Origin of the sequence: Methylobacterium sp. 13MFTsu3.1M2 (genome assembly GCF_900112625.1) — a bacterium.
GTDB lineage: Bacteria > Pseudomonadota > Alphaproteobacteria > Rhizobiales > Beijerinckiaceae > Methylobacterium.
In genome coordinates, this window is sequence record NZ_FOMM01000007.1 from 121519 (window position 1) to 147562 (window position 26044).

The 26044-nt window shown below is 71.5% G+C and carries 27 protein-coding genes; 18 read left to right on the plus strand and 9 right to left on the minus strand.

Going from position 1 to position 26044, the window contains the following annotated elements:
* Position 1: 1 nt before the first annotated feature.
* From BM314_RS07640 to hpnA, 6 genes are all read right to left on the minus strand, one after another.
* Entirely contained in the window at positions 2–700 is a 699-nt protein-coding gene (locus tag BM314_RS07640; RefSeq protein WP_091977739.1) for a phosphorylase, read from the minus strand.
* A gap of 233 nt (positions 701–933) precedes the next feature.
* A complete protein-coding gene (shc, locus tag BM314_RS07645; protein ID WP_056531748.1) occupies positions 934–2931 on the minus strand; it encodes a squalene--hopene cyclase in 1998 nt (665 codons plus the stop codon).
* Positions 2932–2973: 42 nt separating this feature from the next.
* Positions 2974–4275, minus strand: coding sequence for a hydroxysqualene dehydroxylase HpnE (hpnE, locus tag BM314_RS07650; protein WP_091977740.1), 1302 nt, complete (start codon positions 4273–4275; stop codon positions 2974–2976).
* A complete protein-coding gene (gene hpnD, locus BM314_RS07655; protein WP_020090629.1) occupies positions 4275–5126 on the minus strand; it encodes a presqualene diphosphate synthase HpnD in 852 nt (283 codons plus the stop codon). The genes hpnE and hpnD overlap by 1 nt, the downstream gene beginning before the upstream one ends.
* Positions 5123–6019 (minus strand): squalene synthase HpnC, encoded by an 897-nt coding sequence (gene hpnC, locus BM314_RS07660; RefSeq protein WP_091977741.1) that lies wholly within the window; start codon positions 6017–6019, stop codon positions 5123–5125. Before hpnC ends, hpnD begins: the two co-directional genes overlap by 4 nt.
* Positions 6016–7044, minus strand: a complete 1029-nt coding sequence (gene hpnA, locus BM314_RS07665; RefSeq protein ID WP_026604540.1) for a hopanoid-associated sugar epimerase — start codon at positions 7042–7044, stop codon at positions 6016–6018. Before hpnA ends, hpnC begins: the two co-directional genes overlap by 4 nt.
* A gap of 519 nt (positions 7045–7563) precedes the next feature.
* Here hpnA and rpsF point away from each other — a divergent pair.
* The 10 genes from rpsF (at position 7564) to BM314_RS07715 (ending at position 16406) form a co-directional block, all read left to right on the plus strand.
* A complete protein-coding gene (gene rpsF / locus BM314_RS07670; protein ID WP_020090632.1) occupies positions 7564–8025 on the plus strand; it encodes a 30S ribosomal protein S6 in 462 nt (153 codons plus the stop codon).
* A gap of 3 nt (positions 8026–8028) precedes the next feature.
* Entirely contained in the window at positions 8029–8280 is a 252-nt protein-coding gene (gene rpsR, locus BM314_RS07675; protein WP_007561044.1) for a 30S ribosomal protein S18, read from the plus strand.
* Between the two features lie 128 nt (positions 8281–8408).
* Positions 8409–9458: a DUF2232 domain-containing protein gene (locus tag BM314_RS07680; protein WP_091977742.1), complete on the plus strand. Its 1050-nt coding sequence runs from the start codon at positions 8409–8411 to the stop codon at positions 9456–9458.
* A 41-nt stretch (positions 9459–9499) separates the two neighbouring features.
* A complete protein-coding gene (gene rplI, locus BM314_RS07685; protein WP_020090634.1) occupies positions 9500–10072 on the plus strand; it encodes a 50S ribosomal protein L9 in 573 nt (190 codons plus the stop codon).
* 312 nt (positions 10073–10384) lie between these two features.
* A complete protein-coding gene (locus BM314_RS07690; protein ID WP_020090635.1) occupies positions 10385–11872 on the plus strand; it encodes a replicative DNA helicase in 1488 nt (495 codons plus the stop codon).
* Between the two features lie 226 nt (positions 11873–12098).
* Entirely contained in the window at positions 12099–12548 is a 450-nt protein-coding gene (locus BM314_RS07695) for a cupin domain-containing protein (protein WP_091977743.1), read from the plus strand.
* A gap of 10 nt (positions 12549–12558) precedes the next feature.
* Positions 12559–13461, plus strand: coding sequence for an SMP-30/gluconolactonase/LRE family protein (locus BM314_RS07700; RefSeq protein ID WP_091977744.1), 903 nt, complete (start codon positions 12559–12561; stop codon positions 13459–13461).
* On the plus strand, positions 13458–14354 hold the full coding sequence (locus tag BM314_RS07705; RefSeq protein WP_091977745.1) for a VOC family protein: 897 nt from the start codon (positions 13458–13460) through the stop codon (positions 14352–14354). The genes BM314_RS07700 and BM314_RS07705 overlap by 4 nt, the downstream gene beginning before the upstream one ends.
* An 82-nt stretch (positions 14355–14436) precedes the next feature.
* Positions 14437–15339, plus strand: coding sequence for a prolipoprotein diacylglyceryl transferase (gene lgt / locus BM314_RS07710; RefSeq protein WP_091977746.1), 903 nt, complete (start codon positions 14437–14439; stop codon positions 15337–15339).
* Entirely contained in the window at positions 15336–16406 is a 1071-nt protein-coding gene (locus tag BM314_RS07715) for a class I SAM-dependent methyltransferase (RefSeq protein WP_091977747.1), read from the plus strand. The genes lgt and BM314_RS07715 overlap by 4 nt, the downstream gene beginning before the upstream one ends.
* Before the next feature lie 41 nt (positions 16407–16447).
* On the opposite strand, the gene BM314_RS07720 is transcribed toward BM314_RS07715, so the two are convergent.
* Positions 16448–16639 carry a hypothetical protein gene (locus BM314_RS07720; protein WP_012322302.1) on the minus strand — a complete coding sequence of 64 codons (192 nt, stop codon included), beginning with the start codon at positions 16637–16639 and terminating at the stop codon, positions 16448–16450.
* A 144-nt stretch (positions 16640–16783) separates the two neighbouring features.
* Between BM314_RS07720 and pgeF the strand changes: the two genes are divergently transcribed.
* The 3 genes from pgeF (at position 16784) to BM314_RS07735 (ending at position 19614) form a co-directional block, all read left to right on the plus strand.
* Positions 16784–17551, plus strand: a complete 768-nt coding sequence (gene pgeF / locus BM314_RS07725; RefSeq protein WP_056531731.1) for a peptidoglycan editing factor PgeF — start codon at positions 16784–16786, stop codon at positions 17549–17551.
* A 267-nt stretch (positions 17552–17818) separates the two neighbouring features.
* Positions 17819–18658 (plus strand): outer membrane protein, encoded by an 840-nt coding sequence (locus BM314_RS07730; protein WP_091977748.1) that lies wholly within the window; start codon positions 17819–17821, stop codon positions 18656–18658.
* 197 nt (positions 18659–18855) lie between these two features.
* Positions 18856–19614, plus strand: coding sequence for a DUF2076 domain-containing protein (locus BM314_RS07735; RefSeq protein WP_091977749.1), 759 nt, complete (start codon positions 18856–18858; stop codon positions 19612–19614).
* 100 nt (positions 19615–19714) lie between these two features.
* On the opposite strand, the gene BM314_RS07740 is transcribed toward BM314_RS07735, so the two are convergent.
* Entirely contained in the window at positions 19715–20515 is an 801-nt protein-coding gene (locus BM314_RS07740; protein WP_091977750.1) for a L,D-transpeptidase, read from the minus strand.
* Positions 20516–20787: 272 nt separating this feature from the next.
* On the opposite strand from BM314_RS07740, the gene BM314_RS07745 reads away from it, so the two are divergent.
* From BM314_RS07745 to BM314_RS07765, 5 genes are all read left to right on the plus strand, one after another.
* Entirely contained in the window at positions 20788–21504 is a 717-nt protein-coding gene (locus tag BM314_RS07745) for a protein phosphatase CheZ (RefSeq protein ID WP_020090645.1), read from the plus strand.
* A gap of 74 nt (positions 21505–21578) precedes the next feature.
* On the plus strand, positions 21579–23645 hold the full coding sequence (gene uvrC, locus BM314_RS07750; RefSeq protein ID WP_091977751.1) for an excinuclease ABC subunit UvrC: 2067 nt from the start codon (positions 21579–21581) through the stop codon (positions 23643–23645).
* A gap of 73 nt (positions 23646–23718) precedes the next feature.
* The gene (gene pgsA / locus BM314_RS07755) at positions 23719–24318 is read left to right on the plus strand and encodes a CDP-diacylglycerol--glycerol-3-phosphate 3-phosphatidyltransferase (protein ID WP_020090647.1); all 600 of its coding nucleotides are present in this window, start codon (positions 23719–23721) and stop codon (positions 24316–24318) included.
* Positions 24319–24372: 54 nt separating this feature from the next.
* Positions 24373–24624: a molybdopterin converting factor subunit 1 gene (moaD, locus tag BM314_RS07760; protein WP_091925415.1), complete on the plus strand. Its 252-nt coding sequence runs from the start codon at positions 24373–24375 to the stop codon at positions 24622–24624.
* A gap of 216 nt (positions 24625–24840) precedes the next feature.
* Positions 24841–25071 (plus strand): hypothetical protein, encoded by a 231-nt coding sequence (locus tag BM314_RS07765; RefSeq protein ID WP_020090649.1) that lies wholly within the window; start codon positions 24841–24843, stop codon positions 25069–25071.
* Positions 25072–25158: 87 nt separating this feature from the next.
* Here the strand turns inward: BM314_RS07765 and BM314_RS07770 are convergent, their stop codons facing one another.
* Complete coding sequence (locus BM314_RS07770) at positions 25159–25935, minus strand: D-xylose 1-dehydrogenase (protein WP_091977752.1); 777 nt, start codon at positions 25933–25935, stop codon at positions 25159–25161.
* Between the last annotated feature and the right edge of the window lie 109 nt (positions 25936–26044).

The window sequence follows — 26044 nt, forward strand, 5'->3', positions numbered from 1 at the left end:
CTCAGCGCCCCGGGACCGGTATGCCCAGTCCCGGCCCGAGCCGCGTCCGGCACCGTCCCAGCGCCGCGAAGGCGGCGTTCGAGTCCCGGGCGAGTCGCATCAGGTCTCCCAGCCGCGCCCGGCCGCGCGCGAAGGCGAAGAACACCGCGGCGATGTCGGGTTCGCCGTCCGGCGTGAGCGCCGAGGCCGCGAAAGCCGGGAGGGCCTGATCGGCCGGATCGCAGATCACGCGGACGGCCGCGAAGGGCAGGCCGTGCCGGCCCGCGAAGGACGCGGCCACGTGCGATTCCATGTCGACGGCCGCGGCGCCGGTGGTGGTCCGCAGGTCCGTCTTGCCGTCGACCGCGAGCACCGCCGTGTCGACGCCAGCCAGATCCGCCGGGATCACCCGCGGCCCGACGCCGGACAGGAGGTTGAGCAGCGTGGCCGACAGGTCGAGATCGGCGGCGCGCCGCCCCTCCTCGCTCACCACGCCGGTTCCGACCACGACGTCGCCGGGCCGGAGCGAGGGATCGAGGCCGCCCGCGATGCCGAAGCTGACAACCGCCCGGCAGCCGGGCTGGCCGCGGGCCTCCAGGAGCTGGCGGAGACGGTGAGGGTTGCCGCCGGCTCCCACGGCCTCGACCCCCTCCCCCGCCGCCATGCGGCGCTCGCGGGCGAGGCCGGTGACGGCCAGGACGGGTGCGGTGGGATCGATCATGGCGCGCTCGTGGACGAGTCCGGCGAGGTCCGCAAGAAGGCGTGAGCGCCGAGGCGGGGTCCGGGCCGGATCCGGCGCGGGGGGCGGTTCGTCCGGTCCCGCGGGATCGCTGTCTGAGGAGGCCACGTGTCTCGTCCCGGGGCTCGCGGATCGGCTGTCGGGACGGTCGAGCGCGCTGCGATCCGGCGGAGCGGAGCCGGCCCGCCGGGCCGGCCCCAGGACGTCGGCGGACGTCACATGCCGAACTGGACGCGCCGGCTGTTGCCACGCTTGAGGTTGCGGAAGCGCGCCATCGCCCAGAGCGGGAAGAACTTCGGGTAACCATGGTACCGCAGGTAGAAGACCCGCGGGAAGCCCGTGGCGGTGTAGCGCTCTTCCTTCCAGAACCCGTCCGCGCCCTGCGTGCGGGTCAGGAAGTTGATGCCCCGGGTCACGGCCGGGTCGTCGACCGCGCCGGCCGCCATCAGGGCGAGGAGCGCCCAGGCGGTCTGCGAGGCGGTGGACGAGCCGGGCTCGAAGGCCGGGTCGATCTTGTACGAGGAGGCGTCCTCGCCCCAGCCGCCGTCCGGGTTCTGGATCCGGATCAGCCAGGACACGGCCTTCTGGATGCGCGGATCGGCGGAGTCGACCCCGGCGGCGTTGAGGGCGCAGAGCACCGACCACGTGCCGTAGATGAAGTTCATGCCCCAGCGGCCGTACCACGAGCCGTCCTCCTCCTGATCATTCAGGAGGTAGTTCACGCCGCGGTCGAGGGCGCGGGAGGTCTCCCGGGTCTCGCCGAGCTGGGACAGCATCCCGACCACGCGCGCGGTTACGTCCGCGGTCGGCGGGTCGAGCAGCGCGCCGTGATCCGAGAACGGGATGTGGTTGAGGTACATGTGGTTGTTGTCGGCGTCGAACGCCGCCCAGCCACCGTCCTCGGATTGCAGCCCCTCGACCCATTCCCGGGCGCGGGCGATCGAGGCCTTGTAGTCCGGCATGCCGGCGACGAGGCCGTGCTGGTGCATGGCCCGGTCCATCGCCATCACCACCACGGCGGTGTCGTCGAGGTCGGGATAATGCGCGTTGGCGTACTGGAAGGCCCAGCCGCCCGGCCGGACCTTCGGCTTGCGCGCCGCCCAGTCGCCGACGATGTCGAGCACCTGCCGAGGCTTCAGCCAGTCCAGACCGGCGCGGGCCTGGGCCTCGGCCTCGGGGCCGCCGGCCTCGAGCAGCGCGTGGCTCGCGAGCGCCGTGTCCCAGACCGGCGAGACGCAGGGCTGGACGTAGGCCTCGTCGGCCTTCTCGACGACGAGCTTCTCGATGGCGTCGCAGGCGACACGGACCTGCGGGTGATCGGGCCGGTAGCCCATCACCTCGTACATCAGCACCGAGTTGACCATGGCGGGGAAGATGGCGCCCAGGCCGTCCTCGCCGTTGAGGCGCTCGCTCACCCAGGCGCGCGCCATCTCCATGGCGCGCTGCCGGCTCTTGCGCGGCAGGTGGTTCTCGACCCGCTGCAGCACCCGGTCGATGAAGCCGAAGATCGGGGTCCAGGGCCAGGTGGCGTGGGGCGAGCCCGGCCAGGAGCGGACGCTCTCCGGCGGGGTGACGAACAGCTCCTGCACGCTGATGCCGCGGGGATTGCGCGCCCGGGGCTTGGTCGCCTGCAGCACGAACAGCGGCACCACGGTGGTGCGGGCCCAGTAGCTGATCTTGTCGAGGTGGAACGGGAACCACTTCGGCAGGAACATCACCTCGACGGGCATCACCGGCACGGCGCGCCACGGCACCTCGCCGTAGAGGGCCAGCATGAAGCGGGTGAACACGTTGGCGTTGGCCGCGCCGCCGCGGGACAGGATGCCCTCGCGCGCCCGGCGCATGTGCGGCGCCTCGATGTCGTCGCCGATCATCTTGAGGGCGAAATACGCCTTGACCGTGCAGCTCATGTCGAACGGCCCCTCGTGGACGAGGGCCCATCCGCCGTGCCGCCCCTGGGTGCGGCGGAGGTAGCTGCCGATCTTGGCCTCGAGGTCGCCGGGGACCCGCGTGCCGCGGAAATGGTGGAACAGGATGTACTCGGACGGGATCGTGGCATCCGCCTCGAGCTCGAAGCAGATGTGCCCGTCGTCGTGCGCCAGGGCGGTCAGCGCGCGCGTCGCCTGCGCCACGCCGCGCTCGACGTCCTCGAGCGAGATCCCCTGAGTCTTCGAGCGCTGCAGCGCCTCGACTTTGCTAACGGCCTCTCTCATAGTCCTCGCCTCGAACGACCGCCTCGCGGCGGACGCCATGCCTCAAGCTGCGCCGCGCACCTGGGTTCCAGCACGCGCGGCAGATCCCGCACGCAAGGAACGTGCGGCCGTCTGGCCAGAGCGGATCGCTCCCTCGATCGTCGACGGCAGGCCGGTGGCGGTCCAATCGCCTGCCAGGACGAGATTGTCGTAGGCGGTTTCGGCCTTCGGGCGCCGCGCGGCTTCCGCCGGCGTCGCCGCGAAGGTCGCACGCTTCTCCTTTACGATCTGCCAGCTGGGCAGGTCGGGTGCAAGGTTGCACAACTGTGCGATCTCGGCCCAGATCTGCCGCGCGAGGTCTTCGCGGGGCACGTCGAGGAGCCGGTCGGCACCGCTGATCGTGACCGAATACCGGTCCGGATAGGCAAAAAGCCACTCCGTGAGGCTGTTGACGACGCCGAGGACGAGCGGGCTGCCGGGCTTCGGCACCAGCGCGAAATGCGCGTTCACGATAGAGCGGAATTCCACCGGTGCGAGGAGACCGGGCAACACCTCCCGGGCGACCCACGGCGGCAGCGCCAGCACGACGCCGTCCTCCGGACCGAGGGTCTCGGCACCGTCCGAGAACACGAGCTGCCCGACGCGGCTGTCCGCGAGGTCGAGGCCGCGCAGGCGCCGGCCGAGGCGGATCTCGCAGCCGCGGCTCGTGAGGTAGCGGATCGCCGGATCCACGAAGGCGTACGACAGCCCTTCGACGGCCACGAGCGGGCGGCAGGCCTTGCCGCCCGCCCCCAGGGTCTCGCGCAGGATCCGCGCCGCCAGCCCGACGTCGCTGTCGCGGGGCTCGGTGTTGAGGGCCGCGAGCAGCACCGGGTGCCAGAGGCGCCGGTAGAGCGTGCCCTCGCAGGCCATGTGGGCGCCGATCGTGCCGCCCGCGCCCTCCGCCTTGCCGGAGGCCGCGCGCAGGATCCCGAGGGGCGCGAGGTAGTCCCGCGCCCGGGTGCCGGGGACGCGGCGGGCCGGGCTCATCACCCACCAGGGCAGCCGCCCGGCGTTGGGCCGCAGCCGCCAGCGCTCGCCGGTCTTCAGGTCGGCGAAGTCGAACTCCGCCACGTCCGGCCCCACCAGGGCGTCGGCCGGCGCGCCGATCGTCCGGAGGAACCCGAGGGAATCGGCGTTGCCGGACAGGAGCAGGTGGTTGCCGTTGTCGATGGTCAGGCCGAGGGCCGGGTCGTAGTACGAGCGGCAGCGGCCGCCGGCCTGCTTGGCGGCCTCGTGCAGGACCACCCGGGCGCCGGATTCGGCGAGCGCGACGGAAGCGGCGAGGCCGGCGAGGCCGGCGCCGACGACGTGGACGGTGCCCATCAGATCAGGCCGTGCCGGACGACGACGCCCAGCAGCGCGAGCTTGCCGGGCTTCACCCGGGCGCGGGGCATCGCCCAGCCGCGCGCGAGCACCGCCTTGAGGTAGAGGTGATAGGCGGCGGCCATCAGCCGGGCGGCCTTGGTCGCCTTGCGGGGGCTGCGCCGGATGATCTCCCAGGTCGCCTGGTAATGGTCCTCGGCCTCGCGGGCGAGGGAGATGCAGACCTCGCCGATGCGGGGGTGGCCGATCGCCTCTGCCGGCGTCGGGTCGGTGAGGCCGATCGCCCGGAGCTTCTCGCGCGGCAGGTAGAGGCGGCCGCGCTCGGCATCCTCGTCGATGTCGCGCAGGATGTTGGTAAGCTGGAGCGCGCGGCCCTGGTGCCACGCCAGCCGGATGCCGTCCGCCTCCGGCATGCCGAAGATCCGCACCGACAGCCGGCCGACCGCGCTGGCGACCCGGTCGCAGTAGAGGTCGAGGGTCTCGGCGTCGGGGGCGACGATGTCCTCGACGGCGTCCATCGCCATGCCGTCGATGACCGCCTGGAAATCCTCGCGCTTCAGGCCGAATCGGCGCACGGGCTCCACGAGGTCGCGCACCCGCGGGGCCGGGCGGCCGGCGTAGAGCGCGTCGATATCGGCCCGCCAGCGGTCGAGCTCGACCTGCCGGACGGCCCGGGTGCCGCCGTCGTCGGCGACGTCGTCGACGGCGCGGCAGAAGGCGTAGACGGCGTACATCGCCTCCCGCCGCTCCTTCGGCAGCAGGCGCATCGCCGTGTAGAAGGAGGAGCCGGCGGCGGGCAGCGCCGGGGCGGCGCTCGCGTGGTCCTGGGCGGGCGTGGCGGTGGCGGTCACGAGCGGATTCCCTGAGCCGCGGCCCGGACGGTCCGGCCGCGGAAGGGCCGGCGCGCCAGGGTGGCGGCGACGCCGCCCAGCGCCGTCAGCGCGAAGGCGGCCTTGCCGTGATGGACTTTCTCCGAGAGCGGGTCGCGCTCCAGCAGGCCCCGGCTCAGCACGACGGCGAGCCGGTGGATGGCGGCGATCTCCAGCGACAGGCGCAGGTCGTCGATCAGGTCCGGCAGGACCGCGCCCTCGTCGAGGAGGTCGAGGCAGCGCTGCGCCAGCTCGCGGATCGCGGCCCGGAGCTGCGGCGGCGCCTCGGCCTTGCCGAGCATCGCCACGGTGGCGCCGTGACGGTCGAGGCAATCCTGTGGGAGGTAGACCCGGTCGAGCGCCGCGAAGTCCTTGCCGCAATCCTGGAGGTGGTTGATCACCTGGAGCGCCGCGCAGATGGCGTCGGACGCCCGGTAGACCCGGGCCGGGTCTTCGCCGTGCACGTCGAGGACGTAGCGGCCCACCGGCATCGCCGAGTAGCGGCAGTAGTGGATCAGCTCGTCCCAGTCCGCGTAGCGGTTCTTGCGCGCGTCCATGCGGAACGCGTCGAGGAGTTCCAGGGCGTGCCGGGGCGGCAGGCCGCGGGCCGCGAGCTCGCGCTTCAGCGGCTCGGCCTCGGGATCGGACGGCCCGGCGCCGGTGAGCGCGTCGGCGAGGCGATCGAGCAGCTCGATCTTGCGTTCGGGCGACAGGGCGGCGTGATCGGCCACGTCGTCGCCGGCGCGGACGAAGTTGTAGAACGCCAGGATCGCGCCCCGGTGGCGGGGATGGATCAGGTGCGAGGCGACGGGGAAGTTCTCGTCGCGGTGCCCCTTGCCGGAGCGCGTCGCGGTGGCGGAATCGAGGGTGCTCATGCGAGGTAGCCCGCCTCCCGGAACCACGTGATCGCGTCCGACAGGCCCTCGCGGTACGGCCGGGCCGTGTAGCCGAGTTCGGCGCGCGCCTTCCTGTCCGAGAAGAACATCCGGTAGCGCGACATGCGGATCCCGTCGATCGTCGCGAAGGGCTGCCTGCCGGTGACCCGCGCGGCGAGCTGCGCGAAGAACGCCACCGGGTAGACGGCGGCCCGGGGCAGATTCACGGTCGGCGGCTTGCGCCCGACCATGCCGGCGATGTCGGCGAGCATCTGCGAGAGGAACACGTCCTCGCCGCCGAGGATGTAGCGCTCGCCGATGCGGCCCTTGCGCAGCGCCAGGAGGTGCCCCTGGGCCACGTCGTCCACGTGGGCGAGGTTGAGCCCGGTATCGACGAAGGCCGGCATCTTGCCGAGCGCCGCCTCCTGGATGATCCGGCCGGTCGGCGTCGGCTTGACGTCGCGGGGACCGATCGGCGTCGACGGGTTGACGATCACCGCCCGCAGGCCGTCCCGGGCGACCATCTCCTCGACCACCCGCTCGGCCACGACCTTGCTGCGCTTGTAGGCGCCGATCGCGGTCTCGGGCGTCAGCGGCATGGTCTCGTCGGAGGGCGTGACGCCGTCGGCCGGCGGTTTGATCGTCGCGACGCTCGACGTGTAGACGACACGCTCCACGCCGGCCTCGAGCGCCGCGCGCATCATCAGGCGCGTGCCGTCGCGGTTCGTGCGGACGATCTCCTCCATGTCCGGCGCCCAGAGCCGGTAATCGGCCGCGGCGTGGATCAGGTAGCGCTGACCGCGCATCGCCGCCGCCACGGCGGCCGGGTCGCGCATGTCGCCCTCGGCGATCTCGACGTCGGTCCAGGTGAGGTTGCGGCGGGGGCTCGACGCGCGCACGAGGATGCGCACCGGGAAGCCGGCCCGGCGGAACACGTCGACCAGGGCTGAGCCGAGGAAGCCGCTCGCGCCGGTGATCAGCACGGGACCGACCTCGGACGGGCCGGAAGCTGGGGCCTCTGCCATCGCGGATCTGGAGGATTACCGAAAACCAGTGCGGCCGGGGATCCCCAGCCGCGCCGCGCTTGTGTCATCGAACCGCCCGAGCGGCAAGCTTGAGCGGTGCCGGACAGGGTCGCGCCGCGGCGCGGCACGCGCCCGTGGGCGTGTTACGCACAACAGGCGGGGCCGTCCCGGCAGGGCCCGGCACGGGACGCGCGGCCCGATCCCCGCGGCCGCGGGCAGCTCGGGCCCGCGGCCTACGCCGCGACCCACGACGCGACCCACGCCGCGACCTTGCCAGGTCGCGAAAAACCGACTATGCGCCGCCCCTCGCGTTCGCTCCGGCCGGGGGCTGAACGGACGGTGCCGCTCGCGGCACAGGGCTCTCCCAGATCCCGTCGTCCGGTGTCTCCGCCTTCGATCAACCGCTCGGGCCTGAAAATCGGCTCGAAGGGCTTGGCGCCGAGCGTAGCGCGAGATGAACCGGCCCGAATCAGCCGCCTTCCGGCGGCCGGGCTCCTTTTGACGATGAAAGGCCCGACAATGCCTCTCTACGAGCATGTGCTCTTGGCCCGCCAGGACGTGACGTCCCAGCAGGTCGAGACGATGATCGACACCTACAAGGGTGTGATCGAGCAGAACGGTGGCCGTCTCGAGAAGATCGAGATGTGGGGCGTGAAGTCCCTCGCCTACCGGATCAAGAAGAACCGCAAGGCGCACTTCGCCCTCCTCAACATCGACGCCCCGCCGGCCGCCATCGCCGAGATGGAGCGCCAGATGCAGATCTCCGAGGACGTGCTGCGCTTCATGACCATCCGGGTCGAGGAGCTCGATTCCGAGCCGTCCGCCATGATGCAGAAGCGCGACCGCGACGACCGCAAGGATCGCGAGCGCGGCCGTCGTCGCGATGACGAGGGCTTCGGCGGTGGCGGCTTCGGCGGCGACCGTGGTGACCGCGGCGATCGCGGTGACCGCGGCGAGCGCAGCTTCGGCGGGGAGGGCTAACCCATGGCATTCGGTGCTGGTGCGGGCGGCGGACGCCGTCCCTTCTTCCGTCGTCGCAAGACCTGCCCGTTCTCCGGCGCGAACGCGCCGAAGATCGACTACAAGGACGTCAAGCTCCTGTCCCGCTACGTGTCCGAGCGCGGCAAGATCGTGCCGTCGCGGATCACCGCGGTCTCGGCCAAGAAGCAGCGCGAGCTCGCCCAGGCGATCAAGCGCGCCCGCTTCCTCGGCCTGCTGCCCTACGTGATCAAGTAGGCCATCAGAACCCGCCGGCCCGGCATCTGCCCGGGCCGGCCCTCCCAGAGGGCGGCTCGCGCCGCCCGATCGTTGGGGCGCGTAGCCGCCTCTAACCCTGCCGTACCGGCAGCGGGACAGCGGAATTCATGGCACAGCACATCGGCATCGGTATCGGCGCGGGCCTCGTCTCCGCACTCCTGTTCGGGGTGCTGCTGAAGGCGACGCCGCTCGCGATCCTGCTCTACCTCGTGGCGCCGCTGCCGATCCTGATCGTCGGCCTGGGCTGGAGCCACAAGGCCGCGCTCGCCGCGGCCGCCGCCGGCAGCCTCGCGCTGGTCCTGGTGATCGCGCCCTTCCTGGGACTGGCCTTCGCGGCCTACATCGCCCTGCCCGCCTGGTGGCTCGCCTACCTCGCGCTCCTCGGGCGCGAGACGCCCGCTGGCCTCGAATGGTACCCGACCGGCCGCCTGCTCGGCTGGATCGCCGCCACGGCCGCCCTCGCCTTCATCGCCATCGCGGTCCTGTCGTCGCCGAACCACGCCGCCTTCGACGCGCAGCTGCGCGGGCTCGCCCAGACCCTGGTCCAGACGCGGCTGCCCTCCGCCCGCCCGTCCCCCGAGACCCCACGCGCAGATGCCCCGCGCGCCGACGCGCCCTCGACCGGCGGCGAGGCGGGCGGCAAGGACGGGGCGGCGACGCCCGGTCCGGCCCCGCAGGCCGACGCCGACCCGGCGGACGTCACGCGGGCCGAGGTGGCGGACGCCCTCGCCCGCGTCGTGCCCGCCTTCGCGGCGAACGGCCTCGCCCTGCTGCTGGCCTTCTACCTCTGGGCGTCGGCCCGGATCGTGAAGATCTCCGGCCGCCTGCCGCGGCCCTGGCCCGACATCCCCTCCGCCGCCATGCCGCGCAGCACGCTCGTGGCGGTCGCGGCGGCCGTCGGGATGTGCTTCGCGCCCGGCTATGTCGGCGTGTTCGGGGTCGCGCTGCTCGGCGCGTTCAGCGCCGCCTTCGCCCTCCAGGGACTCGCCGCCTTCCACGACCGCTCCCGCGGCCGGCCGGGGCGCGGGCTCATGCTGTTCGGCATGTACCTGATCCTGTTCGTGACCCAGGGCATCGCCCTGGTCGCCCTGACCCTGTTCGGCCTCGCCGACACAGCCCTCGACCGCCGACGCCCCAAGGGCGATCCGGCGCCGTGAGACCCCGGCCCGCGTGGCCGAACACCTGAAGGAGAAAGACCATGGAAGTGATCCTGCTCGAGCGCGTGGCCAAGCTTGGCCAGATGGGCGAGACCGTGAATGTCCGTCCGGGCTTCGCCCGCAACTTCCTGCTCGCCCGCGGCAAGGCCCTGCGCGCGACGGAAGCCAACAAGAAGCACTTCGAGGCCCAGCGCGCCCAGCTCGAGGCCCGCAACCTCGACCGCAAGAAGGACGCCGAGGTCGTCGCCGAGAAGCTGAACGGCCAGAGCTTCGTCCTCATCCGTCAGTCCGGCGAGACCGGCGTTCTCTACGGCTCGGTCTCGACCCGCGACCTCGCCGAGGTCGTCGCGAAGGAGGGCTTCACGGTCGATCGCGGTCAGTTCACCCTGAACCAGCCGATCAAGACGCTGGGCCTTCACACGGTCCCGGTGGTGCTGCACCCCGAGGTCGAGGTGGAGATCACCGTCAACGTCGCCCGCAGCCCCGAGGAGGCCGAGCGTCAGGCCCGCGGCGAGTCGGTGACCGAGCGCGAGGCGTTCAACCTCGACGACCTCGGCCTCGAGGTCGGTCAGGCGCTGGCCGATGCCGGCGAGGGCGCCGACGACCGCGGCTGATCCCCGTTTGCAGGCTTGACCGGCCGGCGAACCGGCCGGTCGGGCCTGCGGCGGCGTGGCCGGGCAGCGAGGCCGACCCCGCCGTGTATACCGGTGAACACTGGGGATGATGGTCCCCGAGACTTGACACGTTCCAGTTTTGTTCCAGCATGGACGCCCGCCCCTCGCGAGAGTCGGCGGGCGTCCGCTTTTCCGCGCCCCGGCCCGGGAGAACCGGCCGTCGGCTAGGCTTCGGTAACCATACCGGCGCCAAGGTCGTGCGGTGTGATCCTGGCGCGCCCGCCGCGGCGCCTGATACGGAGTCGTCCGCCGATGGCCTTGCCCAATGCGCTCACGGCCAAGCTCGAAGCGGTCCAGGCCGAGTACCGCGTCGCCCCGCACAACATCGACGCGGAGCAGGCGCTGCTGGGCGCGATCCTGGTGAACAACGACGCCTATTACCGGGTGTCGGACTTCCTGCTGGCCGAGCACTTCATGGAGGATGCCCACCAGCAGATCTTCACGGTGGCGGCCTCCCTGATCAAGGCCGGCAAGCTCGCCACGCCCATCACCATGAAGACCTATCTGGGCGACGCCGATTTCGGCGGCCAGACGGTGATGCAGTACCTCGCGCGCCTCGCCGCCGACGCGACGACGGTGATCAACGCCGGCGAGTACGGCCGCACGATCTACGACCTCGCCATCCGCCGCCGGCTGATCACCATCGGCGAGGATCTGGTGAACGGCGCCTACGAGGCGCCGGTGGAGCAGGCGCCCCGGGACCAGATCGAGGAGACCGAGCGACGGCTCTACGAGCTGGCCGAGGCCGGACGCTACGACGGCGGCTTCCAGAAATTCTCGGACGCGCTGACCGCCGCGGTCGACATGGCCGCCAAGGCCTACCAGCGCGACGGCAAGCTCTCGGGCATCGCCACGGGTCTGTCCGACCTCGACGCCAAGATGGGCGGCCTGCAGCCCTCCGATCTGATCATCCTCGCGGGCCGCCCGGCCATGGGCAAGACCTCGCTGGTGACCAACATCGCCTTTAACATCGCCAAGGCCTACCGCGGCGAGAAGCAGCCGGACGGAACGACCCGGACCGTGAACGGCGGCATCGTGGGCTTCTTCTCGCTGGAAATGTCGGCCGAGCAGCTCGCGACCCGCATCATCGCCGAGCAGTCGGGCGTGCCCTCCTACAAGATCCGCCGCGGCGACATCAGGCCCGAGGATTTCTACAAGATCACCGACGCCGCCCGGGACATGCAGACGATCCCGTTCTACATCGACCAGAGCGGCGGCATCTCGATCGCCCAGCTCGCCGCCCGGGCCCGGCGCCTGAAGCGCCAGAAGGGCCTCGACCTGCTGATCGTCGACTACCTCCAGCTCCTCTCGGGCTCGGGCAAGCGCAGCGACAACCGCGTGCAGGAGATGACCGAGATCACGACGGGCATGAAGGCGCTCGCCAAGGAGCTGGCCGTGCCGATCATCGGCCTGTCGCAGCTCTCCCGTCAGGTGGAGAACCGCGACGACAAGCGCCCGCAGCTCGCCGACCTGCGCGAATCGGGCTCGATCGAGCAGGACGCCGACGTCGTCATGTTCGTGTTCCGCGAGGAGTACTACGTCGGGAACAAGAAGCCCCGCGAAGGGACCGAGGAGTTCTTCGCCTGGGAGGCCGAGATGCAGCGCGTCCACGGCAAGGCCGAGGTGATCCTCGGCAAGCAGCGTCACGGTCCCACCGGCACCGTGGAGCTGCAGTTCGACGCGAACATCACCCGGTTCTCGAACCTCGCGCAGACGGACCGGATCCCCGAGCAGATGTGAGCGTCGCGCCGTCATCGCGAGCGCGGCGAGGCGAGCCGGGCCGGCGCGCGATCGCCGAGTGTGGCGCCGGCTGGGTTGCTTCGCTCCGCTCGCAAGGACGGTGAGGAGCTTTGCTGACCAGGGCTCGGAGCGATGTCCCGGTCGTTCTGGCCTTCGTCGGGAGCCGCGAACCATCGCCAAGCCCGGCCGTTGTGGGAGGGTGTGTCCCGCCGCGGCAGGAGCGACGATGAGCGAGCCGACCCCTCCGAAGATGCCGTACTGGCACGTCTACACCGATGTGGAGGGTGTCAGCCGCCAGGAGCTGTTCCACCTCGAGCGGTTCAAGTTCGAGGGGATCAACCCCGAGACCGCGCCGCAGTGGAACGACAAGATGGACCCGGCGCCGTCGGTCGTGACCTTCACGGTTCTGCCGGTCGGCTGGGTCGGCGAGTGGCACGAGAATCCGCGGCCGCAATGGATCGCCGTCCTGTCGGGCCGCTGGTTCGTCGAGACGATGGACGGCCACCGGGTCGAGATGGGCCCGGGCGAGCTGATGATGGGCGAGGACCAGAACACCAAGGCGCGGGACGGCCGGAAGGGCCACCTGTCCGGCACGGTGGGCGACGAGCCCTGCACGATGATCGTGACCGGGCTGCAGGTCGAGCCGACCGTCAATCAGCCCGGCCGCTTCAAGTAGGGGCGGCTCCATGGACGGCTTCGAACTCACGCAGCCGCGCTTCAAGGCCTACATCCTGCCGAACGCGCCGCTGCAGAAGCTCGCGGACGGGTTCCGCTGGACCGAGGGCCCGGTCTGGTTCGGCGACCGCGACGAGCTCCTGTTCTCGGACCTCCCCAACAACCGGGTGATGCGCTGGTCGGAATCCGCCGGCCTGAGCGTCTACCGCGAGGCCAGCGATTTCGAGAACGGCCACGCCCGCGACCGCCAGGGGCGGATGCTGTCCTGCTCGCACCGCGGCCGGCGCATCCATCGGACCGAGCTCGACGGGCGGGTCACGGGCCTGGTCGAGCATTACCGGGGGCGACGCCTGAACTCGCCCAACGACATCGTCTGCAAGTCGGACGGGACGATCTGGTTCTCGGACCCGCCCTACGGCATCCAGACCGACTACGAGGGCGGCAAGCAGGAATCCGAGCTGCCCGCCGCCGTCTACCGCTTCGATCCGCGGGACGGCTCGCTGCGGGTGGTGGCCGACGACTTCCAGGGGCCGAACGGGCTCTGCTTCTCGCCCGACGAGCGCAGGCTCTACATCGTCGAGACCGGGCTGCAGTTCGACACCGATCCGCTCCAGCACGTGCGCGTCTTCGACGTGGCCGAGGACGGCAGCCTGTCGGGCGGCGACGTGTTCTGCCGGATCGCGCCCGGTAACGCCGACGGCATCCGGTGCGACGAGCACGGCAATGTCTGGTCGAGCGCCGGCGACGGGGTCCACTGCATCGACCCCGGCGGCGAGCTGGTCGGCAAGATTTTCGTGCCCGCGACGGTCGCCAACCTCACCTTCGGCGGACGCAACGACAGCCGCCTGTTCCTGTGCGCCTCGCAGGCGCTCTACGCGATCTACGTGAACGTGCGGGGAGCGCCGCTCCTGTGAGCGGCGTGCGGGCCCTCGCGGGGTTCGGCCGCACGGTCGCGGACCTCGCCGTCACGGAGGCCTTCTACCGGGACGGGCTCGGCTTCGCGCGGGCTGCCCCGCCGGAGCCGGTTCCCGCCGCGCAGGCGGAGGCGATGGGGCTCGCGGACCGGCGCGCCACCCAGCTGCGCATGCGCCTCGGCGGGCAGACCGTGACCTTCCTGGCGGTCGATCCGCCCGGCGCGCCCTACCCAACCGATCCCGCGGCGACCGACCCGTTCTTCCAGCACCTCGCGATCCCAGTCCGCGACATGGAAGCCGCGGCCGCGCGACTGGCACGGCTCGCCCCGACGCCGATCAGCCGCGGCGGGCCGCAGCGCCTGCCGGCCTCCACGGGGGGCGTGACCGCCTACAAGTTCCGCGACCCCGACGGGCATCCCCTGGAGCTGATCTTCTTCCCCGACGGCCCCGCGGCCGCCCGCTGGCGCGACGCGCCGGGCCTGTTCCTGGGGATCGATCACTCGGCGATCACCGTCACCGACCTCGACGCCACCCTGGCCTTCCTGACCGGCCCCCTCGGGCTGGCGGTGACGGAGCGCGGCCTGAACCGCGGGCCGGAGCAGGCGCGCCTCGACGGCGTCGACGATCCGCAGGTCGACGTGATCGCCCTGGCGCCGCCGGACCCCGCGCCGCACGTGGAGCTCCTGCATTACCGCACGCCCGTGACCGAGCGGCGGCTCGTCGTCGAGCCCGCCGACCGGGCCGCCACCCGCTACCTGTTCACCGCAGCGGATTCGCGGGCCCTGTCGCGGCGCCTGCGCGAGAGCGGGCGAACGCCGCGGACCTCCGCCGACGGCACGGCAGCCTACTGCGCCGGCCCGGACGGACACGGCTTCTTGTTCGTGCGCGGCTGAGGCCTCCGTTCCGGGAGCGTGCGCCCGGGCTTGACGCGTCGCCCCTCCGGCGTCCAATCCGGCCGCCCCGGAGGTGAGTTAGATGCCGCTCCTCGCCCTGCCCTTTCCGGCCATCGATCCGGTGGCGATCGCGATCGGGCCGATCACGATCAAATGGTACGCGCTCGCCTACATCGCCGGCCTCATCGGCGGTTGGTACTACGCGCGCCGCCTCGTCATGGCCGACAGCCTCTGGGGCGTGGTGAAGCGCCCGCAGGTCGTCGACATCGACGACCTCGTCGTCTGGGTGGCGCTCGGCGTCGTGCTCGGCGGGCGGATCGGCTACGTGCTGTTCTACAATCTGCCGATGTACATCGCCGATCCGTGGGAGATCCTGGCGATCCGCAACGGCGGCATGTCGTTCCACGGCGGCTTCATCGGGGCCATCCTGGCCTTCGTGCTGTTCGCCCGCGGGAAAGGTCTCAACGCCTACACGCTCCTCGATATCGGCGCCGTGGTGGTGCCGATCGGCCTGTTCTTCGGCCGGATCGCCAATTTCGTGAACGGCGAGCTCTGGGGCCGCGTGGCGCCGGACTTCCCCTACGCGATCGTGTTCCCGAGCGGCGGCCCGCTGCCGCGCCACCCGAGCCAGCTCTACGAGGCCGCCACCGAGGGCCTGCTGCTGTTCATCGTGATGGCGGTCAGCGTCCGCCGGTTCGGCTTCCGCAAGCCCGGGCTCCTCGGCGGCATCTTCGTCCTCGGCTACGCGCTGGCCCGGACCTTCTGCGAGTTCTTCCGCGAGCCGGATCGCCAGCTCGGCTTCCTGTTCGGCGACCATCTCGGTCCGATGGGCGGCGGCGTGACCATGGGCATGCTGCTGTGCGTGCCGATGATGATCGTCGGCCTGACCTACATCGTGCTGGCCGCGACCGGCCGGACACGGCCCCGCCATCCGGTGGAAGCGCCGGCCGCCGAGGCCGCCCGCAAGGCGGCCGTCGAGGCGTGACCCCCCTCGGAACCGAGATCGCGGCGCTGATCCGGCAGAACGGGCCGATCGGCGTCGACCGCTACATGGCCCTCTGCCTCGGCCACCCGGTCCACGGCTACTACCGCACCCGCGATCCCCTGGGCGCTCAGGGCGACTTCACCACCGCGCCCGAGATCAGCCAGATGTTCGGCGAACTGCTCGGTGCCTGGACAGCCTACGTCCGCGGCCCGATCGGGTCGCCGGATCCGCTCCTCCTGGTGGAGCTGGGGCCCGGCCGCGGCACGCTGATGGCGGACGCGCTGCGCGCGTTGCGGGCAGCGCTCCCGGGCGTGCGCGTGGCACCGCACCTCGTCGAGACGAGCCCGGTGCTGCGGGTCGCGCAGGCGCGCGCCCTCGCCGGGACCGGTGCCGCGTGGCACGACAGCGTCGACACGCTGCCCGAGGGGCCGGCGATCATCCTGGCCAACGAGTTCTTCGACTGCCTGCCGGTGCGCCAGTTCGAGCGCCGGCCGTCGGGCTGGCACGAGCGGCAGATCGGTCTCGATCCGGCGGGCGGCCTCGCTTTCGGCCTGTCGCCGGAGCCGGTCCCGGGCCTCGCGGCGGACGGCCCGGACGGCGCGCTGATGAGCGTGCCGGCGGCCGGCCTCGCGCTGATCCGCGCGCTGGCGCGGCGGCTGTGTTCCGAAGGCGGCGCCCTGCTGGCCATCGATTACGGCCATGTCCGCCAGGGCTTCGGCGACACCCTCCAGGCGCTGGCGGGACATCGCTTCGCCGACCCGCTGGCGGAGCCCGGCGAGGCGGACCTGACGCATCATGTCGATTTCGCCGCCCTCGCCCAGGCGGCGCGGGCCGAGGGCGCCGCGATCCACGGCCCCGTCGATCAGGGCGACTTCCTGGCCGCCCTCGGACTCGGGGCCCGTGCCGAGCGTCTGAAGGCACGGGCGAGCCCCGCGCAGGCCGCCGCGATCGACGCTGCGACCGCGCGCCTGACCGATCCGGCCCGGGGCGGGATGGGAAGCCTGTTCAAGGTGCTGGCGGCGAGCGGCCCGTCCGTCGGGCCGCTCCCGGGATTTCCGGGGCTCTGAGCCGCCGGGACGATGCGCGGCCCCGTACGGGCCGGCTACTCTCAGCCGAAGGAGCCGAAGCCGGAATCGGTCTGGCTGGCGGGCCGCGGAGTCGGCGGCGCGGGCGGGTTGAGGTCGGTCGGGTCGAAGGCGGCGGGCTCTCCCGTGACGGGGTGGGCAGGCGCGCTCGGAATCCGGGGCTCTTCGGCCTCGGGCGTCTCGGGCAGGGCGTCGGTCTCGATCCCTCGTGACATCGCGATCCTTCTCAAGGCGGGGCCGGATCGGCTCCGTACTGCAATGCAGCAAGAATCTGACGGTTGAACGACATCGTCAAGGGTCCGCCCTTGCGCTATCGGGGCGCGACAGGGGCAAGCGCGAGGCCGACCGTGACCGCAGGCATGTTCATCGAGGCGCCGGAACTCTCCGCCCATGCGGGCGTCCGCCACGCCTTCTTCACCCGCGTCGGCGGGGTCTCCGAGGGCCTGTACGCGTCGCTCAACGGCGGCCTTGGCTCCCAGGACGCGCCGGAGCGCGTCGCCGAGAACCGGGCGCGGATGTGCGCGCAGCTCGGCCTGCCGCGGGACCGGCTCGTGAGCCTGTATCAGGTCCACTCGGCCGACGTGGTCACGGTCGAGGCCCCCTTCGCGGCGGAGCGGCCGAAGGCCGACGCCATGGTGACGCGGGTTCCGGGCCTGGCGCTCGGCATCGCCACCGCGGATTGCGGGCCGATCCTGTTCGCGGATCCCGAGAACGGCGTCGTCGGCGCCGCCCATGCCGGCTGGAAGGGTGCGCTCACCGGCGTGATCGGCGCGACCGTGTCGGCGATGGAGGCGCTCGGGGCGCGGCGCAGCCGCATCGTCGCCGTCCTGGGACCGACGATCGGTCAGGCCTCCTACGAGGTCGGTCCGGACTTCGTCGCGCGCTTCGGGAGCGATGCCCCCGGCATGGAGCGCTTCCTCGGCCCCGGCACGCGGCCGGGGCACGCCCAGTTCGATCTTCCGGGCTTCATCCTGGCCCGGCTCGGCGAGGCCGAGATTGGCGAGGCCACCGCACTCAATCTCTGCACCTACGCCGATCCGGAGCGGTTCTACAGCTACCGGCGGACCACGCATCGCGGCGAGGCGGATTACGGCCGCCTGATCTCCGCGATCACGCTGGTGCCCTGACGAGCCAGTGCGACCTCGGAAAGGGGCTGCGACACTTTGTCGATCCTCGGCCCGAAAAAAAGCGTAGCCGTAAATGAACCTTGGCCATTCGACCGCGTTTAGGGGTCAAGGTGCCGGGGAAAACGGCGGGTTGCCACAAGGGGCCGCGAGAGCGGTCGGCGACACCGCGGAGCGCAAAGCAACCCTGGAACCGCTGGAACGCAGCCAGATCCGGTTCCGCAACCGTCCGCCCGTGGGACGGCGCGGACCACCAGTGAGGACCAGATCATGAAATCCATGCTCCGTGTGACCACGGCCCTCGCGGGCGTCGCCTTCGCGGGTTCGGCCTTCGCCGCCGACCTGCCGCGCCGCGCCGCCCCGCCGCCGGTGTTCACCCCCGTCCCGGTCTTCACCTGGACCGGCGCCTACTTCGGTATCAACGCCGGCTACGCCTTCGACGCCAGCGACCGCAACACCGGCAACACCTTCGCCGTCCCCTTCCCCTACGCCGCCCCCGGCACCGTCGCCTCCTTCCGCAACCGCAGCCAGGACGGCTTCTCCGGCGGTGGTCAGATCGGCTACAACTACCAGTTTACCCCGGGCTCCGGCCTCGTGATCGGCTTCGAGGCCGACGCCCAGTACCTCGACTTCGGCCGCAGCCGGAACAGCGCCTTCATCTCCGGCGCGCTGGCCCCCGGCTACTACGTCACCGACCCGCGCGGCCTCTCCAGCCTCGACTTCTTCGGCACCGTCCGCGGCCGCCTCGGCTACGCCTTCGACCGCACCCTCGTGTACGGCACCGGCGGCTTCGCCTACGGCTCCGGCAGCGCCGACCGCTCCTTCGGCGGCTACGCCGGCAACGACAGCTTCCGCACCGGCTGGGCCGTCGGCGGCGGCATCGAGTACGCCCTGCCCACCGACTCGTTCCTGAACTTCTTCCGCTCCTCGGCCGTGACGCTCAAGGTCGAAGGCCTGTACGTCAACCTCGACCGCGGCACCCGCAACCAGGGTGCGTTCGTCATCAACGCCGCCAACAACTTCCCGGTCGTCTACAGCGGCGTCGGCCGCCGCGACGACCAGTTCGCCGTCGTCCGCGCCGGCCTGAACTACAAGTTCGGCACGTTCTAGGATCGCGTCGGCGCGGCCGCGGCCGCGCCCCCCACTCGGCATGCAGGAAGCCCGGCCGGCAGGTCGGGCTTCTCGCGTTTCGGGATAGGCGGATGAAGTTTTCGCAATCCCCCTGACAAAGCGTCGCCGCGCACCCATGTCCTAGCTGCCATGCGGCGCGTTCGGGCCCGCGGGTGAGATTCGAGGAGGACGACTCCATGAACAGCGAAGAACGCGACGTCATTTCGGGAATCTTCCAGCGGCTGGAGCAGGCGCAGACCCAGCCCCGCGACGCGGAGGCGGAGCGCTTCATCGCCGACAAGCTCCGCGCGCAGCCCTACGCGCCCTACGCGATGGCGCAGCTGATCTACGTGCAGGAAGAGGCGATCAAGAGCCTGAACCAGCAGCTGGAGCAGGCCCGCAGCCAAGCGGCCCCGGCCCAGTCCTCCGGTGGTGGCGGCTTCCTGTCGAGCATCTTCGGCGGCGGCAGCCAGCAGCGCCAGGAGCCCCAGCCCGGCTACGGGCAGCCGCGTCCGGGCGGCCAGCCCTGGGGCAATCAGGGCGGCCCGCCGCAGGGATATCCGCAGCAGGGCTACCCGCAGCAGGGCGGCTACCCGCAGCAGCAGGGCGGCCCGTGGGGCGGCCAGCCCCAGGCGCCGGCGCGCGGCGGCGGCTTCATGGCGACGGCCCTGCCCATGGCGGCCGGCGCGGCGGGCGGCATGCTCCTCGGCAGCGCCCTGTCGAACGCCTTCGCGGGCGGCCATTCGAGCCTCGGCAGCGCCGCGGCCGCCGGTCTCGGCGGCGGGGGCGAGACCGTCGTCAACAACTACTACGGCGACGGCGGCAACCAGGATCTCGGCTCGGCCCTCGACAACAGCGGCGGCGACATGGGCAGCTTCCAGGACGCCGGCTACAGCGATCCGGGCGGTGATTTCGGCGGCGACCTCGGCGGCGGCGACGACAGCGACTGGACCTGATCGTCCCGGATAGGCAGCGGAAGGCCCGGTCGCGTCAGGCGCGGCCGGGCCTTTCTCGTATCCGGAAGGTCCGATCCGCGACCGGGGCCGCGTCGGCCGCTCAGAGGACCTCGACCCGCGCCCCCACCGGCACGCGCTCGTAGAGGTCGATGACGTCGTCGTTCATCATGCGGATGCACCCCGACGAGACCGACTGCCCGATCGTGTTGGGCTCGTTCGTCCCGTGGATCCGGTAGAGCGACGAACCCAGGTAGAGGGCGCGGGCGCCCAGCGGGTTCTCCGGGCCGCCGGCCATGTGGCGCGGCAGGTCGGGACGGCGGGCCAGCATCTCGGCCGGCGGCGTCCAGTCCGGCCACTCCGCCTTGCGGCTGACCGTCTTCAGCCCGCTCCAGGCGAAACCGGGGCGACCGACGCCGATCCCGTAGCGCAGGGCGCGCTGCCCGGCCTGCACCAAGTAGAGATGCTTTCCCGCGGTGTCGATCACGATCGTTCCGGGCTTCTGCCGCCCCGTGAAGGCCACTTCCTGGCGCTGGTACTCCGGCGAGACCGCGCGGCCGATCCGGCCCGGATCTCCCTGGGGCGCACCGTAGGGCTGAGGGGCGCCGGAAGCCTGGCCATAGGGCTGGCCGTAAGCCTGCCCGTACGCCTGCCCGTAACCTTGCGCCGGCTCCGGCTCGACCGGCACCAGCTCGCCGGAATAGGCCGCGACGCGCTGCTGCGGCGCCGCGCGCTGCGGCCAGCCGCGCCCGGTCGCGCCGCCGGCGCTGCCGGTGACGAGATACTCGATCAGCCCGCCGCCGTAGCCGCCCTCGGCGTAGCGCGCCTGCTGCGCCCGGGCGGGGCCGCACAGCACGAACGCGGCCGCGGCCACACCCATTCCCAGACGGACTGAACGCCGCATCGTCGCATGCTCCCGAGCCGGTGCCCGTGCTCCCGGCCCGCGAACGATCCCGTCGAATTTTACCGAATCCGGTGAACGAACGTGGTGAATCGCCGGGGCGGCCCGGCCCGTCCCCGGCCCGTCGCGACCAGCGTGAATCGGCGGTTAAGCCCCGACGAGGCCCTGGGTCCCCGGGCGCAGTGAGCCGGCGGTAAGAAGCTCGGCAGTCACAGTCCGCTAACCGTTATAGTAGACAGTCGCGGCGACGGAACCCGAACGCTCACGCCCGGACGATGACCCAGAAGCGCTATCGCATCGAAGACAGTCTCGGGCTTCCCGCGGCTCCCCCTCCCGGACCCGGGGCGTCCGCCTCGAGCGAGCGCCTGGAGGAGATCTTCAACGCCATCCAGGACTTGCGCCGCGTCACGCAGATGAGCGCGAGCGAGACCATCGAGTCGTGCCGCCGCGAGCTGCACGAGGCGCTGGCGATGCGCACCGAGCTCGACGTGATGAAGGAGGCGATCACCCGCACCAAGTCGGAGCTGGCGACGCTGCACCGGACCGAGAACACCGGCAAGGGCATGCGCCGGGCGGCCGACGAGCTCGACGCGGTGGTCGACTCGACGGAGCGCGCCACGACACAGCTCCTCGGCGCGATCGAGGAGATCGAGAGCCACGCCGGCATGCTCAACGCCGCGACGCTGCCGCCCGGCACGAAGCAGCACGTCGACGTGATCCTCGAGCGCGTGATCACCGCCTACGAGGCCTGCAACTTCCAGGACCTGACCGGCCAGCGGATCACCAAGATCGTCAGCGTGATGAAGTTCATCGAGGAGCATCTCGACCGGCTCATCGCCACGTGGTCGGAACTCGACAGCTTCAAGGAGCTCATCACCGTCATGCCGGTGCCGACCTCCCTGGACGACGAGAGCTCGCTGCTCAACGGGCCCAAGCTCGACCACGACATCGGCCACGTCGACCAGAGCGACATCGACTCGCTGTTCGACTGATCGAGCCGACCGGGCGCGCGATTTTTGTCGCCGCCCCGGTCCCCCTGGCGGTCCGGAACGCTTAGATCTGCGGTATGAGCCGCAGAGCCCTCTCAGACCTGCCCCCCGACACCTTCGACGACGGCCGCGACGCCGAGCGGGACGAGGCCGCCGACGAGCCGGAAGCCGGCCTCCCCGAGACGGAGGCGCCGGAGATCGATTTCGACTTCGAGCCGGGCGCCGTCCAGGCCGGAACCGAGGTGATCCGCCGGTTCTGGTCGACCCTGCCGTCCTCGCCCGGCGTCTACCGGATGTTCGACCATCGCGGCGACGTCCTCTACGTCGGCAAGGCCAAGAACCTGAAGGCGCGGGTCGGCTCCTACGCGCGGGGCCAGGCGCACTCGAACCGCATCGCCCGGATGATCTCGCAGACGGCGGCGATGGAGTTCGTCACCACGGCGACCGAGACCGAGGCGCTCCTCCTCGAGGCCAACCTGATCAAGCAGCTGAAGCCCCGCTTCAACGTGCTGATGCGGGACGACAAGTCGTTCCCCTACATCCTGGTCACCGACGACGGCCCCGCCCCGCAGATCGTCAAGCACCGGGGCGCCCGGCGCCGGAAGGGCAATTATTACGGCCCGTTCGCCAGCGTGTGGGCGGTGAACCGGACGGTGAACGCCCTGCAGCGCGCCTTCCTGCTGCGCACCTGCACAGACAGCTACTACGAGAACCGCACCCGGCCCTGCCTGCTCTACCAGATCAAGCGCTGCTCCGGCCCCTGCACGGGTGAGATCGCCAAGGACGACTACGCGACCATGGCGGATTCCGCCCGGGCGTTCCTCGCCGGCAAGTCGAACGCCGTGAAGGACCGGATGCGCGCCGAGATGCAGGAGGCGTCCGAGGCGATGGAGTTCGAGCGCGCCGCCCGGTTCCGCGACCGCATCGCCGCCCTGTCGGCGATCCAGGGCGTGCAGGGGGTCAACACCCAGGGCGTCGAGGAGGCGGACGTGTTCGCCCTCGACGAGCAGGCCGGCCAGTTCTGCATCGAGGTGTTCTTCTTCCGGAACTTCCAGAACTGGGGCAACCGCGCCTATTTCCCGAAGGCCGACCGGACGATGACGCCCGACGAGGTGCTGGGCTCGTTCATCGGCCAGTTCTACGACGACAAGCCCGCGCCCCGCACGGTGCTGACGAGCCACGCGATCGAGGACGCGGAGCTGGTCGCGGCGGCCCTGTCGAGCCGGGTGGAGTACCGCGTCGAGATTCACAGGCCGAGCCGCGGCGAGCGGAAGAACCTCGTCGACTACGCCCAGCGCAACGCCAAGGAGGCGCTGGCGCGGCGCCTCGCCGACACGGCCTCGCAGGGCAAGCTCCTCGCCGCCCTCGGCCAGGCCTTCGGGCTCGACGGGGCGCCCCGCCGGATCGAGGTGTACGACAACTCGCACATCATGGGCACGAACGCGGTCGGCGGCATGATCGTCGCCGGCCCGACGGGCTTCATGAAGGCGCATTACCGCACGTTCAACATCAAGTCCGAGGATCTGACCCCCGGGGACGATTACGGCATGATGCGCGAGGTGCTGCAACGGCGCTTCAAGCGGCTCGTGAAGGAGGCGCCGCGCACGGAGCGCGAGGCGGCCGTGGCCGCCGCCGAGGGCGGCGTGCCGGAGCCGGTGCCAGCCCCGGCGGAGGAGAGCGAGGCGTTCCCGGCCTGGCCGGACCTCGTGCTGATCGACGGCGGCAAGGGCCAGCTCGACGCCGCGCGGGCGGCGCTGGATGAGGTCGGCGTGGCGGGCGTGCCGCTCGTCGGCGTCGCCAAGGGCCGCGACCGCGATGCGGGCCGGGAGACGTTTTTCGTGCCCGGCCGGCCACCCTTCAAGCTTCCGCCGCGCGACCCGACGCTCTACTTCGTGCAGCGGCTCCGCGACGAGGCGCACCGCTTCGCCATCGGCAGCCATCGGGCCAAGCGGAAGCGTGAGATGGTGAAGAATCCGTTGGACGAGATCGCCGGCATCGGTCCGAGCCGCAAGCGCGCGCTGCTGCACCACTTCGGGACCGTGAAGGCGATCGAGCGCGCCGCCTTCGAGGATCTGGCCAAGACCCCGGGCGTGAACGCCGCCACCGCGCGGGCGGTCTACGACTTCTTTCATGCCGGCGCCTGAGAACCCGGCCGCGATGGCCGAGGCGGAGTCTGGGGCGTTGACGCCCGGGGCCCACTCTGATTTCACCCCTCCGATGAACGCCGTCCTTCCCCGACGACGGTCGCCGGCCTGGACGCTCGCGAATTGCCTGACCTACGGGCGCCTCGTTGCCGTGCCGGTGATGGTCGCGCTGCTGTTCTGGCCCGAATCCCACACGGCGCGGTGGACGGCGCTGGGGGTGTTCGTCGCGGCCGCGATCACCGACTACCTCGACGGGTACGTCGCCCGCACCTACCACCAGAGCTCGGCGCTCGGCCGGATGCTCGATCCGATCGCCGACAAGCTCTTGGTCTCGGCGTGCCTGCTGATGCTGGCGGCGGACCACACCATCGTCGGCTCGAATATCTGGGCGGCCATCGTGATCCTCTGCCGCGAGGTGCTGGTCTCCGGCCTGCGCGAGTATCTGGCGGAACTGAAGGTCGGCGTGCCGGTCAGCCGGATCGCGAAGTGGAAGACCACCGTGCAGCTCCTGGCCCTCGGCTTCCTAGTGGCCGGTCCGGCGGGCGAGACGGTGCTCCCGGGAACCGAGCCGATCGGCCTGACGCTCCTGTGGCTCGCCGCCGCGCTCACGCTCTGGACCGGGTGGGACTACATGCGGGCCGGGATCAAGCACGTCATCGACGATCCGCGCTGAGGGATCCGTCTCCGGGACGCGCGGTCCCTGCCCTGTCTCCGGTACGGTGATGCGATGAAGCTCGTCTATTTCGCCTGGGTCCGCGAGCGGATCGGCCGCTCCGAGGAGGAGCTGGCGCCGCCGCCGGAGGTCGCCACCGTCGCCGATCTCGTCGGTTGGCTCCGGGGCCGGGGCGAGGAATACGCCTACGCCTTCGAGGATCCCGGCGTCGTCCGTGCCGCGATCGACCGGGCCCACGCCAAGTCGGACGCGCCGATCGCGGGGGCCCGCGAGATCGCCTTCTTCCCGCCGATGACCGGCGGCTGAGACCCGGCCGCGCCGCGCACGTAGTTCGCCGGGGTTGCTTCGGGTCGGCTTCCGCGGTCATTGGCGCCGTCGCTCCGGCTGCACCTCATGCCGAACGGCGCGCGGGCCGAGCCAAGTTCTCTACGGGTTCGGCCCGCCTCAGGACGCGACACGCCGCGGAACGCCCAAGCTGGCATTGCCGTTATCCGCTACCGAAATCGGTATTGGAGTTTCAGCATGCGCATGACCTTGCTCGCGACCGCCGCCCTGTTGAGCCTCGGCGCCGCCGCGCAGGCCCAGACCACGGTGATCGAGCGCGACCGCCCGGCCGTCGTCGTCGACCGTCCGGCCTCCGAGTCGAAGTCCGTGACCGTCCACGACCACGGCGACGGCTGCGTCACCAAGACGGTGCGCAAGGAGAACGACATGGGCGACTCGAAGACCGTCAAGAAGGAGACCTGCGACTGAGGCAGGGAAGCGGGCCGGGCCGGAGCGCCGTCGACGCCTCCGCCCGGCCGATCCTTTGCCCGGCCGCTTGGTTGCCCGGCGCCGGTCCTAGCGCCAGCCCGCGTCGATGAAGTACGCGTGGGCCGTACACATCCGGGCATCGTCCGAGGCCAGGAACAGGACCAGCGCGGCGACGTCGGCCGGCTGGATCCGACCGTCCAGGCACTGCGCGGCGACGATCTCCGCCTCGCCCTCCGGCGAGTACCATCGCTCCTGGCGGGGCGTCTGAACGTTGCCCGGCACGATCGACGCCACCCGGATGTTGTCGCGGCCGAGGTCGCGGGCGAGCGCCCGGGTCATGCCCTCGATCGCCGCCTTGGCGGTCTGGTAGAGCGGCATTTCCGTCAGCCCGAGATGCCAGCTGATCGATCCGAAATTGAGGATCACGCCACCGCCGGCGCGGCGCATGGGTGGGACCGCCGCCTGGGCCGCGAAGAACAGGTGGCGCAGATTCACCGCCATCCGGTCGTCCCAGTAGGCGGGCGTCACGTCCGCGAGAGCGTGGCGGTCGTCGTTGCCGGCATTGTTGATCAGGATGTCGAGCCCACCGAGGGCCGTGTCGGCCTCGGCCACCAGCGCGCGGACCGCCTCGATATCGGTCAGGTCGCAGCGCCGGTAGAGCGGGGCGTGCGCGGCGCCGGGCGCGAGGCGCGCCACCACGGCGCGGGCCGCATCGTCCGCGATATCGCAGAACAGGACGCGGGCGCCCTGCCCGACGAAGGCCTCGACCAGCCCCTCGCCGATGCCCGAGGCACCACCGGTCACGAGGACGCGCTTGCCGGCGAGGCTGGGATACCGCGCGCGCTGATCGCCCGTCGCCGTCATCGACCCTCCTCGACGTGGCTCGCCCGGCCGGAATTTGTCCGAGTTTATCACGGTGGCCACCCGCGGCAACGGCGGCGCGGCCGTCCGACATTCGCGAAACGTTAACGGT